This is a genomic window from Ruegeria sp. CDSC042, from assembly GCF_059610745.1.
Genome location: NZ_JBXWOF010000006.1, coordinates 24,854 through 40,292 on the forward strand (window position 1 = coordinate 24,854; position 15,439 = coordinate 40,292).

13 protein-coding genes and 2 pseudogenes are annotated in these 15,439 nt (G+C 52.8%); 6 read left to right on the forward strand and 9 right to left on the reverse strand.

Features of this window, described 5'->3' with window-relative positions; genetic code table 11:
- The first annotated feature begins 125 nt into the window (after window positions 1-125).
- A complete protein-coding gene (locus AC2FHX_RS13235) occupies window positions 126-947 on the forward strand; it encodes a PP2C family protein-serine/threonine phosphatase (RefSeq protein ID WP_496702392.1) in 822 nt (273 codons plus the stop codon).
- Window positions 948-1,047: 100 nt separating this feature from the next.
- On the opposite strand, the gene AC2FHX_RS13240 is transcribed toward AC2FHX_RS13235, so the two are convergent.
- Window positions 1,048-1,560, reverse strand: a complete 513-nt coding sequence (locus AC2FHX_RS13240) for a cold shock domain-containing protein (protein ID WP_496702390.1) — start codon at window positions 1,558-1,560, stop codon at window positions 1,048-1,050.
- 447 nt (window positions 1,561-2,007) lie between these two features.
- On the opposite strand from AC2FHX_RS13240, the gene AC2FHX_RS13245 reads away from it, so the two are divergent.
- The gene (locus tag AC2FHX_RS13245; RefSeq protein ID WP_496702388.1) at window positions 2,008-2,304 is read left to right on the forward strand and encodes a hypothetical protein; all 297 of its coding nucleotides are present in this window, start codon (window positions 2,008-2,010) and stop codon (window positions 2,302-2,304) included.
- A gap of 149 nt (window positions 2,305-2,453) precedes the next feature.
- Here the strand turns inward: AC2FHX_RS13245 and AC2FHX_RS13250 are convergent, their stop codons facing one another.
- From AC2FHX_RS13250 to AC2FHX_RS13270, 5 genes are all read right to left on the reverse strand, one after another.
- Window positions 2,454-3,077, reverse strand: a complete 624-nt coding sequence (locus tag AC2FHX_RS13250) for a class I SAM-dependent methyltransferase (RefSeq protein WP_496702386.1) — start codon at window positions 3,075-3,077, stop codon at window positions 2,454-2,456.
- A gap of 9 nt (window positions 3,078-3,086) precedes the next feature.
- A complete protein-coding gene (gene pssA, locus AC2FHX_RS13255; RefSeq protein WP_496702385.1) occupies window positions 3,087-3,833 on the reverse strand; it encodes a CDP-diacylglycerol--serine O-phosphatidyltransferase in 747 nt (248 codons plus the stop codon).
- A gap of 12 nt (window positions 3,834-3,845) precedes the next feature.
- The gene (locus AC2FHX_RS13260) at window positions 3,846-4,520 is read right to left on the reverse strand and encodes a phosphatidylserine decarboxylase (protein ID WP_496702383.1); all 675 of its coding nucleotides are present in this window, start codon (window positions 4,518-4,520) and stop codon (window positions 3,846-3,848) included.
- A 346-nt stretch (window positions 4,521-4,866) separates the two neighbouring features.
- The gene (locus AC2FHX_RS13265; protein WP_496702381.1) at window positions 4,867-6,300 is read right to left on the reverse strand and encodes an NCS1 family nucleobase:cation symporter-1; all 1,434 of its coding nucleotides are present in this window, start codon (window positions 6,298-6,300) and stop codon (window positions 4,867-4,869) included.
- A 222-nt stretch (window positions 6,301-6,522) separates the two neighbouring features.
- A complete protein-coding gene (locus tag AC2FHX_RS13270) occupies window positions 6,523-7,980 on the reverse strand; it encodes an NCS1 family nucleobase:cation symporter-1 (RefSeq protein ID WP_496702379.1) in 1,458 nt (485 codons plus the stop codon).
- A 109-nt stretch (window positions 7,981-8,089) separates the two neighbouring features.
- On the opposite strand from AC2FHX_RS13270, the gene AC2FHX_RS13275 reads away from it, so the two are divergent.
- Window positions 8,090-8,656 (forward strand): recombinase family protein, encoded by a 567-nt coding sequence (locus AC2FHX_RS13275; protein ID WP_496691418.1) that lies wholly within the window; start codon window positions 8,090-8,092, stop codon window positions 8,654-8,656.
- A gap of 46 nt (window positions 8,657-8,702) precedes the next feature.
- Here the strand turns inward: AC2FHX_RS13275 and AC2FHX_RS13280 are convergent, their stop codons facing one another.
- Together AC2FHX_RS13280 and AC2FHX_RS13285 are read right to left on the reverse strand one after the other, a co-directional pair.
- On the reverse strand, window positions 8,703-9,656 hold the full coding sequence (locus AC2FHX_RS13280; protein ID WP_496702377.1) for a helix-turn-helix transcriptional regulator: 954 nt from the start codon (window positions 9,654-9,656) through the stop codon (window positions 8,703-8,705).
- Between the two features lie 454 nt (window positions 9,657-10,110).
- A pseudogene (locus tag AC2FHX_RS13285) lies at window positions 10,111-10,577 on the reverse strand (IS6 family transposase); the annotation flags it as partial.
- Between the two features lie 178 nt (window positions 10,578-10,755).
- On the opposite strand from AC2FHX_RS13285, the gene budA reads away from it, so the two are divergent.
- Window positions 10,756-11,550, forward strand: coding sequence for an acetolactate decarboxylase (gene budA, locus AC2FHX_RS13290; protein ID WP_496702375.1), 795 nt, complete (start codon window positions 10,756-10,758; stop codon window positions 11,548-11,550).
- A gap of 123 nt (window positions 11,551-11,673) precedes the next feature.
- Window positions 11,674-13,326 carry an NAD-dependent malic enzyme gene (locus tag AC2FHX_RS13295; RefSeq protein WP_496702373.1) on the forward strand — a complete coding sequence of 551 codons (1,653 nt, stop codon included), beginning with the start codon at window positions 11,674-11,676 and terminating at the stop codon, window positions 13,324-13,326.
- Between the two features lie 96 nt (window positions 13,327-13,422).
- Here AC2FHX_RS13295 and AC2FHX_RS13300 read toward each other — a convergent pair whose 3' ends face one another.
- A complete protein-coding gene (locus tag AC2FHX_RS13300) occupies window positions 13,423-14,610 on the reverse strand; it encodes a YbfB/YjiJ family MFS transporter (RefSeq protein ID WP_496702371.1) in 1,188 nt (395 codons plus the stop codon).
- A gap of 181 nt (window positions 14,611-14,791) precedes the next feature.
- Between AC2FHX_RS13300 and AC2FHX_RS13305 the strand changes: the two are divergent.
- Window positions 14,792-15,010: pseudogene (locus AC2FHX_RS13305) on the forward strand (hypothetical protein); the annotation flags it as partial.
- Window positions 15,011-15,439: the final 429 nt, after the last annotated feature.

Here is a 15,439-nt window from a genome sequence, read left to right on the forward strand (position 1 = left end):
CGCACTGGAGCTTTGATTGTCGCCTTTCATGTTTTGGTCCAGATCATTGAGAAGCCCCAGCACTGCAGGAAAGTACAGAATTTATTTGGAAGGGTTTTCTTCTTTCACTTTCGGAGAGATTTCTTATGCAGATTGGAAATGCCTTAAAACATCTGGCACGGGAACGTGCTGTCGAATTGTTTGACGTTGCGACAGCGATCAACCAGGGCGCACGTGACTATCAGGAAGATGCCATTCTGACCGACATCCCGGCCGGATCCGATTTCGGAATTATTGTTCTGTCCGACGGTATGGGGGGGCACGCAGCAGGTGATGTTGCATCGAACCTCATCGTCCATGCGGTGATGAACTGCTGGAGATCCGCCGGCCTGAGCTGTGAGTCATCGAATGCTGAGGTCACAGATTTCCTTCATCGCGCGACCCAAGAGGCAAATAGCCAAGTTCACCTTGCCAGCATCAAAGAGCACAAAACCAAAGGCATGGGGGCGACTTTGGTTGCGCTGGTCTGCATCCAAGATCGTGTGTTTTGGCTTTCGATTGGGGACTCGCCGCTCTATCTCTGGCGTGACCAAAAGCTGATGCAGCTGAACGAGGATCACTCGATGGCGCCTCAGATAGATATGATGGCGAATCTGGGAATGCTGGACCCCGAAGCCGCGTGCTGTCATCCCGACCGAAACACGCTTATATCTGTCGTATATGGCGGGGATATTGCCAAATTGGATTGCCCCGCTGATCCGATGATACTTTGTGCCGACGATATTCTGATCGTCGCCTCCGATGGCCTTCAATTTCTACGCAATGATGAAATTTTGGATGTTGTCACGCAAGATTGCGAAAAGCGCAGCGCTGCTATCGCGCAAAACCTGATGGGGGCTTTGACAAAGTTGAACCATCCTGATCAGGACAATGTGGTGTTTTCGGTGGTGAAGTTCGGCGCGCCGTAAGGCTCCGAAGTTTTGGCGATGAAGATGGGTCTGGGCAATTTTCGGGCGCTAAATCCGTGTTTACGATGCACTTTGGCTGCCGACTATCCTCGGGACTATTTCATGTCCAGGCCTGAACCGAAACCACAACTCTGCCGCCGGATTCATCGCTTACCTCAACGCCCAATGCCTCTCCGACGCTCACGAATCCAAGACCGGCTTCTGCTAGTGTGTTTGCGTGCAAAAAACAGTCCCTGCCGTCATTGAAAACATTGACGAACCCATAGTTCTTTTCCTGACTAAACCACTTGACCCTGGCCGGCAGAACCGAGGTCGAGGCTATCTGCCGGGAGGCATTGCCAATCTGCTTTGTCGCTGCGGGGGCTGCTTCTGACTGAATGCGCAGGATTTCGACAATTTGAAACCCCTTTGGCGCTTCGCGTGTCAGTGCCTCTACCGTGCATCCAGTGGCGATTGAGGTCTGGCCGAAATCGTGCAGCGCACTTTGATGCAGCAAAGCATCCTTGCCGGTCACAGAGCAGGTTAAAAAGCCATAGCCTTTTTTAGCCGAAAACCACTTCAATGTTCCTGTGATGTGCCCCAGTGAAACATCACCTAGTCTTGATCCGTCCATAACCGTTTACCATTAAGCGTCACAACCTTCGCCTGCAAACCTGATCAGTAAATGTGGTATTTATTAGTCATGTTTAAAAATATCTGCCTGACGCAAAGTCAAATTTGCAGTTGCTATTCCCGGGCGCCGAGCCGCGTGTGATCTGAGCGACCGGGTCAGAGCAAGCGTGCAGATATACCGCTCTAATTGGCTCAACCCGATCCCTCGCGGGTTTCGAATGAGTCTCTCGCTCCCGGGACACGCAAGGTCATAGAAACTTGCGGCGGTTTCTCTGAAAACCGCTGTGTATAGGTAATTGAGAACGACCCCATTGCTCGGGTTACAACGAAAGTCTCCGGCGTCGAGGTGGCGTGAGGGTCTGGATTTCTGAAGGTGTTGTGCAGAACTGGGCGTCACCTCGACGCAAGTAAGCCGATCACCTTCATAGTGGACATCACGGGTCTGAAAATGCGTAGCGGCGACGGTTGGCATGAAGAAAAGCACGGCATCAGGAAAGCCCGCAAAGCCTGGCGCAAGCTGCATATCGGGCTTGATCCGGAAACCGGCGATATCCCCGCAGCGGAGGTGGTCACGGAACATGTGGGCGAGAAACTGCGGCCAGATCTGCTCACCGATGTTGATGCCGATGTGAGCCGGTTTCTGGCGGGTTGTGCCTACGACGGCCATGGAGATCCGAGGACAGTAGCAACCCCTGCATCGAAATTCGCGAAGAAATTGAGCAACAGCAATGAAAACACACCGTAAAAAGCTGAAGACACCGCAAAACGGTTTGGTAGCAAAGCGTTGTGGCTACACGAAGAAGCATCGTAAGCTAAATTTTGTTTAAATATCGAGGAAAGCTGGTGTTTCTCAGTTTCCTGTTTGCAGCCGTACCAAGTTCTTTCACCGAACCGTTACGTGACAACTGATTTTTTCAGTACCAAAAATGTCATCATCCCCAGAGGTGGAAGGGTTCTTTGCTCCTCTACGGCAAGCGCATCCTCTTGCAGAACTGTTTCAATATCGAAATCAGAATGCCAGCCAATCGTATTTGCGACCGGAGCAATCGCGCGTTCCAAGGATGCGAGCAACCCCCGCTTTCGTTGGAAATGGTTGGTAATCACTACTTTTCCACCCGGTTTACAGACCCGCGCTATTTCCGCCATTACCCTTTCCGGTTCCGGTACGACGGATAGCACGTGCATTGCCGCAACCGTATCGAAATAGTTGTCGGGAAAATCAAGCGTGCGGGCGTCCATTTGCCTCAGCTCGACAACATGGTCCAGCGATAGATCTTTTGCTTTGTCGCGCGCCTTTTGCAGCATGTCCTCACTGAAATCGATTCCGGTCACTTGCGTTTCGGGCCCGTAATGTTCCAGCGAAAGTCCGGTGCCGACGCCAACCTCCAAAACATTGCCTGGACGTCTATTGATAAAATCAACCGCCTGCTGCCGCCCGACATTGGTAACTGCCCCAAACGTCTTGTCGTATATGGGGGCCCAGCGAGCATAGGAAGTTTGAACGGCTTTGATGTCCATATCGAGTCCTTAACGGTTAGAAGGTATTCCCCTGTCGAGCCACGCCCAGGCGACCGTGCCCACATATCCGAAACAAAGCACAATCAACGTAGCCCAGGCGAAAGTCAGAAATGCGGCCCCCGCAACAGCGACACCGATGAGAAAAAACTTTGCGTTCTCGCGCGAGATTCGCGTCGTCTTGAATGACCAGGTCGGTATTTGGCTGATAAGCAGAAGACCGATGATCACCATATAAAGGCAAATCAATATACTGGGCAGCAAAGGGGCATCGGCGAAGGCGAAGGACAGATACATTGGCAACATGACAAGCAGCGCCCCTGCAGGGGCGGGTACTCCCTCGAAATAGGCCCCATCTTGATCGCAGGTTTCGGATTTGCTGCCCACATTGAACCGGGCAAGTCGCATGACGCAGCACACCGCAAAAAACAGAACCGCAATCCAAGCCGCACTGCGTATATCCTGCAAGGCCCAGAAATAAAGAACGAGCGGTGGGGCGACCCCGAAGTTCAAGAAATCTGCAAGTGAGTCCAGTTCGGCCCCCAGTTTGCTGTCACTGCTGAGAAGGCGCGCAATACGGCCATCCAGCCCATCCAGCACACAGGCGGCAATTATCAACTGGACAGCGAGCACATAATTGCCCTGAACGCCAAATCTGATTGCTGACAGGCCCGCGCATATGGCCGTTATGGTCAATGCATTGGGCAACAAATGGATCAGCGCAAACTCGGTCTCTTCCTGTTTGGATGGTTTTCCCACTGATCCAGTTACCTACTTTTCTTCAGGGGTGGGCAAACTGGCAAGGACGGTCTCGCCCGCAATCATCGTTTGCCCTACACGCACTTGTAGGACCACGCCGTCAGGAAGATAAACATCCAGCCGCGACCCGAAGCGGATCAATCCAAATCGTTCTCCAGTTTGCATAGCTGCGCCTGGCTTCACAAAGCAGACGATCCGTCTGGCCACTAGGCCGGCAATCTGGACAACAGCCAGATTCTGACCGTTTTTCATACGAATGCGCAGGCTGTTGCGCTCATTATCAGCACTGGCCTTGTCCAGGGATGCGTTGAAAAACTTGCCGGGGCGATATGCAACAGCGGTAATCTCACCTTCAATTGGCGTGCGGTTCACATGACAGTTGAAGACACTCATGAACACACTGACGCGGGTGAGAGGCGTGTCAGGCATTCCAAGCTCGTTCGGCGGCACCGCCGCTTCGATCAGCGAAACCACCCCGTCCGCTGGGCTGACGATCAACCCTTCTCCTGTGGGTGGTACGCGTTCCGGGTCGCGAAAGAAATAATAGCACCAGATCGTGAGGCCGACACCAATCCAGCCCAGAATGTTAGACAGGAGAAACAGACCGAACGTAATGGCGGCAAAGATCGCGACAAACCGAATACCTTCCGGGTGCATCGGTTTGATGAACGTATCGCGCATGCGCATTGCAATCTTTCCCCTAGGTCAACTGATTGAACTTCATAAGTGGATTGGTAGGGAAGGCAAGTGGGACTATTGCGGTGGGCAACGATTGATGGCGGGGTGTTACAATTTGATGGTTCTACTGACAGCTTTTTTGATGCCCAGGTATCGGCGGTTGGACCAGGCGCCAGATTTTCGTTGTGGCATTCCACACCATTATAGGTCTCTGATCCATGCAATAAGGTCCAACTGCGACATACTGCGATCTCTTTAGCGCTCCATTGCAAGCAGCTTTGGGACAGAGCCACTGTCAACAACCTCAATACCTGATGGCAGGCGGCGCGCCGCCCGCCATCTATCTTCTGAAAGATTAAGCGTTCTTCTTGGCCATAGCGTTATAGATAACACCGCCAAGTATCGCACCGATGATCCAGGCATATCCTGACAGAATTCCCAGTGCTGGCACCCAAACAGTAGCGACCGAGAATACTGAAGCAAAACCAAAGGCAATTAGTGCCGAGTCATTCCAACCGTTACCATAATGGTAGGCACCGCCTTCCATGTTGTAGAGGTCGTCCACATTCAGCTCTTCCTTCCGAATCTTGTAGTAATCTACGATCATGATCCCAAAGATCGGAGCCAGAGTCGCACCGAGCGTGTTCACGAACCCGGCAATGCCGATATTCGAGATAATGGCCGTCCAAAGACCGCCAATTACCAAGGCAAAGACTGAAGTGGCCAGACCTGCCTGACGGAAGCTGATCTTACCAGGGGCCAGGTTGGCTATGCCATTCACCGCCGGAATGAAGTTCGCGACCAGATTGATGCCAACGGTTGCAGCGAAGAAGGTAATCGCTGCGATGATGGCCAGCAGAACGCTGTCGGTCTTCTCGACGATCTCGGTCGGGTTGATGATTTCTTCACCAAAGACCACGGCGGCACCGCCAGTCGTCAAAAGCGCCAATGCCGAAAAAAGGATCATGTTCAGCGGCAAACCGGCAAGATTACCGGCCTTCATGGATGCCTTGTCGCGGGAATAGCGCGAAAAGTCCGAGAAGTTGATCATCACGGCTGAGAAATAGGCAACCATAGTTCCGAATATGGCGATGAAGCCTTTAACTTCAGATCCAAAGGTTCCTTCTGGGTTGGCGAAGATGGTCGCGGTTGCGCTCAGAAGCTGCCCGTCCGCGCGCTGCCATAGCACGATGACCAAGCCTATCATCACCGCATAGACGAATGGTCCGGCAAAGTTCAGGAATGTCTCGACCCAACCCATGCCGCGCCAGAAAATGACGATGTGGAACACCCAAACGAGGAGAAAGGCAAGCCAGTCGATGCCCGTCAACCCTAACATCTCTGCACCACCGCTGATGCCTGTTATCGAACGGATCAACAATGAAAGGGCGGTCGAAGCGAAATAGACCTGAACGCCATACCAGAAGACAGCGACTGTGGCCCGCAATACTGCCGGTAGCTTGGATCCGGTTGTGCCCATACTGGCGCGCGCCAGAACCGGATAGGGGATACCGTATTTTTCTCCGGGCGCGCCGGATAAGTTCACCATCCACATAACGAACAGCCCCGCGAAGATGAGTGCCAGGAAAGCTGTCCAACCCCCAACGCCGTAGGATATAAAAAGTGACGCAACTAGCGAATAGCCAAACAGTGATTGAACATCGTTGGCCCAGATGTTGAAAATTGCAAACGCGCCCCAGGTTTTTTCATTGGACGTGACCGGATTTAGCGTGTCACCTTCCGGATCTGTAGTACTTGCATTTTTTGCAGTTGTTTCTGCGGTTACCATAATGGTCCTCCCATTTTGATTTCGGAGGGCGAGCCCCCAAGATTTGCGGCAATAGCCGCCCATCGATTCAGGGTTTGTGGCCTGAACCGTTTCCGTTGCATGGTTGCGACGTTCGTTCCCGTGTCGGCTTGTTGTCTGAGACAAATCGATCCAGTCCGATTGCATGTATCTGCAATCGGTTGCTCTGCCCGTAGGCATCAAACTGGTGGATGTCTCAGCCTATCAGCGCTTTGCAATTGCCCAGTAGAAAACACCTCCAAATCCTGCGCCAATCACCCATGCAAAGCCTGACAGCGTATTCAGCATGGGAACCCAGACTGTGAGTACCGAAAATGTAGCCGGAAGGATGAACGACACGATCGCGGCCATATTCCATCCGTTACTGTAGAAATAGGGGCCGTCGCGGGCCGCCGAAAAAAGCTGATCAACGTCCAGCTCACCGGATTTCACCAGATAAAAATCTGCGATGATGATCCCATAAACAGGTGCCAGAATGGCGCCTAATGTGTTCACAAACCCCAAGATACCGATCTGGCTGATCGTCGATACCCAAAGCCCGCCAATCACCAGCGCGTAGGCCGAGGTAATTATCCCGGCAACGCGGAAATTGATCCGACTGGGCATAAGGTTCGCCAGATCGTATGCGGGTGGTATGAAGTTGGCGACGAGGTTGATGCCGACCGTGGCGGCCAGAAATGTCGCCGCCGCCAGGAGTGTTAGTGGCAAGGAATCGACCCTTGCAATTATAGCGGTCGGGTTGGTTAACGCCTCGCCCCAGATTGCGACAGTACCTGCCGTTACAATCAAAGCAATCAGGGAAAAGAAGGCGATATTGATCGGTAGACCGATCAGGTTACCCTTTCGCATTTCATCTTCTGACCGTACGAACCTGGAAAAATCGCCGAAATTGATCACCACGGCCGAAAAATAGGCGGTCATTGTGCCCACGACTGCAGTGAATGCGCCAAGTGAGTTGCCCTTGTAGTCGCCGGTTCCGCGGAAAATAGTGCCGACCTCCAGCCAGAGATCGTTGCCGACTTGGACCCAGATCATGATGGCCAGCGCCACCATCACCGCATACACAAATGGGCCAGCAAAATTGAGAAAACCGACAATCGGATCAATACCGTTCCAGAAAAGTGCAATCTGAAAGGCCCAGACAGCCAGAAAGGCACCCCACTCGATGACGCTGAGGCCCAGAAAGATTGCAGGGCCATTTTCCCCGATCAGTGCGACCATGGCCAAGGCAAGTGCAGTCGATGCAAAATATGTTTGTACACCGTACCAGAAGATAGCCACGACAGCCCGGATGAGGGCAGGGAAATTCGCCCCGCGAACGCCCATGCTGGCTCGTGCCATTACAGCAAATGGAATTCCATATTTGACACTGGGTTTGCCGATCAGGTTGACGAGCCCCATGACAATGAATCCCGCCAACACGATACCCGCAAACACCGCCCAGCCATTCAGCCCGTAAGTCAGGAACAGCGACGCCGCCAATGTATACCCAAACAGCGATTGAACATCGTTGGCCCAGACATTGAAGAGCTCAAACCAACCCCAATCGCGCTTCTCGATAGGAACGGGGGCCAGGTCCTCGTTGTAGAGGCTGGAATCCTTTGTAGCTTCTGTAAGAGAATGCTGCATTTCGTCCCGGTCATTCGCTGCGGCGATTGTCATTGCACAGATTCAGCGCTATTGTCGTGCAGAACTGCGTGCAATAAAACGGTCATAAATGCGTGCAAAAGTCAAGAACTACTGTGATCCAATCCTACGAGACTGATTTAAAATGGTAAAAATCGGATATGCGCGGGTATCATCGAAATGGTACCGAAGTGAGGTTCAACTCAGCGAGCTCAAGCGTCAGGGATGCGACCGCATATGGAGCGATACCGCGCAGGACGGGACCAACCGAGGCGAAACGCTGGAGGAATTTCTGGCGGATGTTTCGGCTGGTGACGTAATCGTCGTGTCTCGTCTGTCTGCGATTGCTGACTCGATCGCAGAGCTATTCAATCTGTTAGAACGGCTTCACGAAAAAGGAGCGGCATTTCGGTCAATGTCTGAACCCTGGATCAATACCGCAGACGGGCGCGCGAGTATGGTCTTGGAAGTACTAGGCGGAGTCATCGACTATGAGCTTGGGTTGGCTGACCTGGAAAGCCGTGCAGTGGAAGATCGGCCCAAATCCTTCGGCCTGAGTAAAGGACGACCGCAAAAACTGAGCGCAACGGAACGCGAAGAGGCGATTTCCCTGCTATCGATGGGCAAGACTGCGGCAGAGATCGGTCGTATGCTGGGTGTGAGCAGATCCACAATCTCTCGGCTCAAGACTGCGCAAGCCGAACCCGGGTAAGAGAAATTATGTGTAATTTGCGCCTCTGCGCTTTTTCAATGCGAATTCAAAGATACCTGACCCACAACCTTTGATCACGGTTACACCCAAGTTCTTCGACCATCTTTTTTGAACTCAAGTTGAACTCTCTCGCGAGGTCTGTGATTTGGGCGGACCGAAAACTATCAGTGTTTCGAGCGAGTCTGCCGTCGTCAAAGGCGATCAACTCATGGGACCTGCCGCCCCAACGGACGATCCCACCGCACAGCCGCTGACGTTCTGGATTGACTATTTCTGCCACGGGGTCGGCAAAGAAATCGCTCCATTTGAGGATACCGGTACTGACAGCTCGGGCAACCGCCTGTTCGATCGTCCGACTCTTGAGCTTGGTAGTGATGGAGGCAATCAGAACATTGATCGTTCTCGAAGCGTGCCGCGTTTTCCTGGCAATGACAGTCGGTTTCAAACCCGACGCGAACATCTTCAACACATCCAGTTCATCCGCAGACAGGGAATCCGAAGGAAAGTTGAATACGGTTTCTATGACATCGAGGGCAAGCAGATGCAGGACCTGCGCTTCCTGGCGTAGGGCAGGGAGCTTTTTCGCGATAAAGGCGCTCCACTCAGGACGAGCCATATTGGACGTGACGGTAAACACGCCGCGCTCGCCAAAAGGGTTGATCACTGGAATGGAAAGACCGTTTTGCCCCACTCCAAACCTTCTGGCCGCTTGAAAAAGCGCTGCATAGTCGGCTTGGTCGTCGAACACTGCCCAGTCGATTGGTGCGATAATTTGGGCGCCGAAACGAATGAGGGGATCGGCCAAAACGAGATTGTTGTCGACGTAATACTTGGCCCATTCCTCTGGAAATGTAGTGCAGCCATGAACGACATTATGATGCTTGTCGATGTGGGCGTAGGAGGCGTTTTCAAATCCAAACTTTTGGCAAATTTCCAGAAGAAGAGCTTCCCCAGATTGCCAGAGATCCAGTTCAGAATTGCCAATATCTGCAATTTTCATAGATCGTCTTTCTGTCCTGCGTTGCCGTCGGGGCGGAGTAGCAACCTAAAACTGAACTAACTATTCGGGAATTCCCGTAGCCAACCGAACATTTGAATACGGGTCTGTTATGGGGGCGGTAACAGAGCGGAAAGCCGCTGATGAGACACATGAAATTGACTAGCTGGCAGCGCAAAACTCGTCACGGCAATAACCGTTTTTGTGGTCTTGCGCGGTTCAGTTTCCGTAGGTCGTGGGCATCTTGAGCGTGTGATCTAAGCCCATCCGGCGTCATGTATTTCATCTTGTCAGCACGCGGCCAGGAACGAAATTCAGCCTTCATTTCGTCGACATCTGCAGCAGGGCAGGGGAGCGCAAAAAGCGCCGCTAGGGCTATGTGTCAGATAGCGATAAAGCCGTGAGCGATCACCGCGCAGCAAAAAGGTTCCTGAGACGGAACGCAGATGGTGAGATCATGTCGATGGTGATCCGCGTGCGGCGCAAGATCGTAGATTGGCTTGAAATAGCTTCGCAACTTATCCGTGATCACGACACGGGGTTTGCCGAACTGCGAGATCAATCGCTCTAATAACGCCTGGCCGCCTTGGCGTTTCGCTGTGGTTGGACAAGAAAATCAAGGGTATTCCCATTCGCATCCACTGCCCGCCAGAGTCGGCATTTCCAACCGGTGATCGGTAAACAACTTAGTGCAAATGCCATTTGTCGGTCGCCTTTGGCCGGTCCCGCTTGATGCAGTCGGCGAAATGACGGCCAAAGCGGTTAACCCATTGCCGGGCTGACGATTACACTGCGCTCAGCAAGCAAATACTCGACAGTGGCCGTGCTGTGGGCGAAACGGTGATAAGCCCATACAGCTTAGGCGATGATCTCGCGGGGAAAGTGAAAGCCCTTCCGGCGCGGCATTGTCCGTGGCGTTCTCATGATGATCGGTTATCCCGGCGCAATCCCACGATCATCTTTGCAATGCCCTATGAAGCTGTAAATTATCAAATAATCTCTTGTGTTGCCCGATCTCGAGAGGCACGCGATACTGGAAAGCAAGACAGTTTCGAATGGTCGAAAATGTATAGACGCCAGGCAGATAGATTGGTGAAACAGCATGCGACAAGATAAAGAGCTTACTTTTGCAACGGCCCTGGCTAGTCATTCCAGAGAACGGGGTTTCCAATCGGAAAAACATGCACATGAGTATTATCAGGCTTCGTTGCTGAGCGCAGTTATGCAGGGCGTTTACGACGGGACCGTTTCCATCGAACAGCTGCTGGAACATGGAAACTTCGGCCTGGGTACATTCAATGCGCTCGACGGAGAAATGATTGTGTTGGATGGCGTTGCCTATCGCCTCGACGGGGATGGCAATGCTTCGGTCGCAAGCGACAAGGCTCTGACACCTTATGCTGCCGTCATCAATTTCGAACCAGCGGTTTATCGATCTTTGGACAGAGAAACACAAAAGGATGCTCTTGAGGCCCAGCTTGATGCATTGGCGGAGGCAAAAAACCTGTTCTATGCCGTTCGATTTACCGGCGACATTAAACACATAAAGTACAGAAACGTTCTACGGCAGGAGAAACCATACAAACCTCTGCTGGAGGTCGTAAAAACGCAGGCTGAGTTTGAGCTGAACAACGTCGAGGGGACAATTCTGGGGTTTCGGTGCCCGGATTATGCCGTCGGGATCGGCGTCCCGGGCTACCACCTACACTTTATTTCCAGCGATCTGAGCAAAGAAGGACACGTCCTGGATTACACTCTGACCAACGGTCGAATAGAAATTGATCATACGTCTTCTCTGCATCTTGAACTTCCAGAAACCAGATCATTTTCAGACGCCAATCTGTCTGCAGGCGCTTCGGCAGACAACATCCTAAGTGCAGAGAGTAACAATACTTAAGTACTTCTATGCAAGATGGTTAAATGCAACCGTGCTCTAAGTTCGTTGCAATTGCCGTTTTATAATGCTGACTTTACTGGAGGTCGCGTGCAAACAGTGCGTGCCGATCCGAAAGGGTAACCTATGGTCGATTCCGGTCCTGTAAATTTACAGTATTTGACAAACCCACTCCTGAACAAAGGTACTGCCTTTTCTTTACACGAACGAGAAAAGCTTGGATTGCTAGGTCTTCTTCCGCCACACATCGAAACGCTCGAAGCCCAGGTAGATCGTGCCTATGCCGCCTTTGAGCGCGAAGAGACACCGCTGGACAAGCATGTCTATCTGCGTGGCCTGCAGGATGATAACGAGGTTCTGTTCTACGCTCTGTTGGTGCGGCATCTGACCGAGATGATGCCGATAATTTACACACCCGTTGTGGGTGACGCCTGCAAACAGTTCAGTGAAATCTATGATCACCCACGCGGATTTATCATTTCGTACCCAGAGCGTGACCGGATCGATGACATACTTGAGAACGCCATCCTGCCCTCTGTCGAAGCCATCGTCGTTACCGACGGAGAGCGGATTTTGGGTTTGGGTGATCAAGGCGCGGGCGGTATGGGAATTCCGATCGGAAAGCTCTCGCTTTATACCGCTGCAGGCGGGATAAGCCCGTCTGTAACGCTCCCGGTGGTATTGGACGTCGGCACCAACAATCAGGAACGGCTGGAAGATCCCCTTTATATCGGCTGGCGTCATGAGCGCATCACCGGGGATGACTATTTCGAGTTCGTCGATCTTTTTGTGCAGGCGGTAAGGCGCAAGTGGCCGGATGTGTTGCTGCAATTCGAGGATTTTGCACAGCAACATGCGGCACCCCTGCTTGCGCGGTATCGCGATCAGCTCTGTACATTCAATGATGATATCCAGGGCACGGCTGCGGTAACGGCAGGCACTTTGCTGGCTGCCTCAGATGTCACCGGCATTCCGCTAAAGGACGCTACCATCGCGTTTCTTGGAGCGGGATCAGCGGGAGTGGGTATCGCAGAACAATTAGTTCAACTCATGATCCGGCAAGGACTATCCGAAACCGAGGCGCGTGAGCGCGTCTACATGGTGGATCGGAATGGCCTGTTAACCGATGCGATGACAGATCTTCTGCCGTTCCAGAAGCAGGTTGTCCAACCCCTCAACAAAGTGGGGAGCTGGTCCAATGGTGAAATTTCCCTGCTGGATGTGATTAATCAGGCCAAACCCAATATTTTGGTGGGTGTCAGCGGTCAGGCAGGCTTGTTCTCTGAAGAAATCATCCGTGCAATGGCGGCTCAGACTGATCATCCTGTCGTGCTGCCGCTGTCGAACCCGACATCACGAATTGAGGCCGCGCCCGCAGATATTATCGACTGGTCAGGTGGCCTTGCAATAGTCGCTACCGGAAGCCCGTTTGATCCCGTTGTCTACAACGGCAAGACGCACCATGTCGCGCAATGCAATAATTCCTACATTTTCCCGGGTATGGGTTTGGGTGTGCTGGCGGCAGGAGCGCGCCGAGTCACTGATGGAATGTTCATGGCCGCCGCCGAGGCCTTGGCTGCATTATCGCCTGCGAAGTCCGATCGCACCGCAAGCCTGCTGCCCGATGTGGAGGACATTCGCCAGGTCAGCAAAGCTATTGCATTTGCCGTTGGTCAACAGGCGCAGTTGGATGGGGTTGCGCCTAAATCCACAGGGGATGACTTGAAAGCGGCGATAGAGGCAAAGTTCTGGGTCCCGCACTATGAGGCAATGGTCTGAAGCAGACCCGCGCTGGAGTGACCAGAGCGCTATTCTTCGCGCAGTTAGAACCCACCTAGTTGTTGTAGTGAATGAGCGCAGTTCGGAAAAGGACGGTTACGCCACCGCACGCCCGAGTGGTTTTTGCATCGCAGCACAAAGGGCACCCACCAGCAAAACGGCAGAGGCCACTACAAGGCTATCTCCAATTTCTCCGGTTATGTCTCCGATGACGCCGGCTCCGATCGGCCCGAGTGTCTGTGAGATAGCGAAAACAACTGTAAAAAAGCTTATGGTTGCACCCCAATCCTGCTGATCCAGATTCTGGCGGACAAAGCTGGTGACAGCAGTGGGCGGCATAAAGACCGACAGCCCAAACACGAGCGCCGACATGATCAATCCATATCCGTTTGGAACAAGGATCGGCAGGGCTGAACCACAAGCGACGCCGGCTAAGATCAACGCCAATGGCGTCCCAGAAGCGAAGCGGGCTAATATCCCACGCCAAACAAATGGCGACGCCATAATGCTGAATCCAAGGATCATCCACGTTGCCGTGGTCAACAGGACACTGGAATGCTGCTCCTTCATCCAGACAGCGATGAAAGTTACGTAGACTATGTAACCCAACCCAAACAGCGCGTATCCGCCGAGTTCGCCTAACATCCTGCGCACCGGAGGAATGGAAGGAAGCGCTGCGTCGTGCTCGGCTTTGTTTAGCTTTGTGGACGCCCAAACGGAAAATGGACAAATGATCAGAGCTGCAATCCCAACTCCGATCCACGCCCAGTCCCAGTATTGCGGCCCGAAAACGTCCAGCATAGCCGGAAGGGTTGCACCACATAAGGCGATACCAAACCCACCGCCGCCGCCAAAGTACAAGGCGATAGCCAGTGCATTCCTTCGTGCGCAGTTCTGGAACAGAGATGCCGCCAGAACGCCGCCTGATACAAAGGAAAGAGCGCCGAACAACCCGACCAATGTACGACAAGCGGTTTGAAATACGAGGTCCTCATTTAACCCGGTTATTAACAGACACAGTGCGGTCGCCACAGTGCCGCCAGCAAACAGCCGTGACGGCGAAATATGGCGGATCAGGAAAAGTGTTAGGATTGCACCCATTATGTAGCCAATCGAATTGGCGGTGTTTAGCCAACCAGATTGAGTGAGGTTCCAGCCGAGGCTACTTTTCATTGATGGTAGAATTAGGCCGTATGCAAAGCGGCCAAAGGCGTTGGATATGCTGACGCCAAGCGCAAGGCCCAGCAATATGAGCCAAGGGTTAGTAGTTTTTGCCGAAGTCATGAATTTTCTTCCAGGTTAAACAACACCGTGCCCCATTGTGGGTGGCTGTGCAATCTCAACAGATCCAAGTCAGCCCCGTGCGGCTTAACCTGAGAAACAGCAGATTGAATATTCTCAACAAGTTGCCGCGCTGCTTTCGTCTACGTTATGTGAGTTCAACTGAGCAGCGACCTGCCAGTTTGGATGTCCACGTGTTGAGCTTGCTTCAGAGGTCGCTCGACTGCGAGACGACATTCTGCTTCGTCGCAATCGTCTGTCGGCTTTTCAGTCGGCACCTCCGAGTCACCTGACTCCTGGTGAAACGCTGTACGTTTGTGGCATTTCGACGAGCATATGTGTGTCGTCGACGCCATTGCGGGCGAATATATCAACAATCTCTTACAAGAGCACGCCACCATGACCGGGAACCGCCCGAGAAACGCAAATCTTGCGAATGCTGCGATCGGTTGTCAACGTCCGCTTTTGGGAAGCTGCACTGCGGCGCTAACCAAGCTGACGAACGGCAGGTATGTGCCCGTCCGGGAATTCTGTTTGAGGTGGGGCGGGGGATAATGCTGCACCGGCTGTGACGGCCGCTCTGAGCCCAAAGTCACGAATGTTGCGCTCTGCGCGAGCGTCCGCTTTTCACCGGTTGTCCAAGAAGCAGAACTACAGAAATACAAATCTTCCAACTGGCATCGCGATGTTGGATCGGCTACGGGACGGTTATGTGAGGATTCTCTTCCAAACTCTCTGTGGTGTATTGTGACTGCTTTGACAGTCGCACTCATAGCTGAGGGCTTTGCGCATCGGACAGCTCCCACGTCTACGCCCCCGGAACTCACCGCCT